Raw genomic sequence first — 850 nt, forward strand, 5'->3', positions numbered from 1 at the left:
TCCGCCGGGGGTTCTTCGAGGATGACGTGGGCGTTGGTGCCGCTGATCCCGAACGAGGACACCGCGGCCCGGCGCGGCCGGCCGTCACCCCCCGCCGGCCACGCGACCGGCTCGGTCAGCAGCCTGACCGCCCCCCGATCCCAGTCGACATGCGGAGTCGGCTCACTGACATGCAGCGTCCGCGGCAGCACCTGCTCCCGCAGCGCCATCACCATCTTGATCACGCCACCCACGCCCGCCGCCGCCTGCGCATGCCCGATATTGGACTTCAACGACCCCAGCCACAACGGACGCTCCGCGGCATGCTCGACCCCATACGTCCCCACAAGCGCCTGCGCCTCGATGGGATCACCCAGCCGCGTCCCCGTCCCGTGCGCCTCCACCACATCGACATCCGCGCCACTGACACCCGCACTCGCCCACGCCTGCCGGATCACCCGCTGCTGCGACGGCCCGTTCGGCGCCGTCAGACCATTGGACGCACCGTCCTGGTTCACCGCACTGCCCCGCACCACGGCCCACACACGGTGCCCACGCCGCAACGCGTCCGACAACCGCTCCACCACCAACAACCCCACACCCTCCGACCAGCCCGTACCGTCCGCGTCCGCCGAGAACGCACGGCAACGGCCATCGGGGGACAGCCCCCGCTGACGGCTGAACTCCACGAACGTCGACGGCGTCGACATCACCGTCACCCCGCCCGCCAGCGCCAGATCACACTCACCCAGCCGCAGTGCCTGACCCGCCAGGTGCAACGCCACCAACGACGACGAACACGCCGTGTCCACACTCACCGCCGGACCCTCGAACCCGAAGACATACGCCAACCGGCCCGAAGCCACACTGC

Annotated in this window: 1 protein-coding gene; it reads right to left on the bottom strand. The window is 70.5% G+C overall.

Features of this window, described 5'->3' with window-relative positions; all coding sequences use genetic code 11:
* Nucleotides 1–850 (bottom strand): beta-ketoacyl synthase N-terminal-like domain-containing protein (locus ACFF45_RS35505; RefSeq protein ID WP_381351172.1); only part of this gene is annotated, 850 nt, incomplete at both ends.

The sequence above is a fragment of the Streptomyces cinereospinus genome (genome assembly GCF_042430725.1).
In the GTDB taxonomy this organism is placed as follows: Bacteria; Actinomycetota; Actinomycetes; order Streptomycetales; family Streptomycetaceae; genus Streptomyces; species Streptomyces cinereospinus.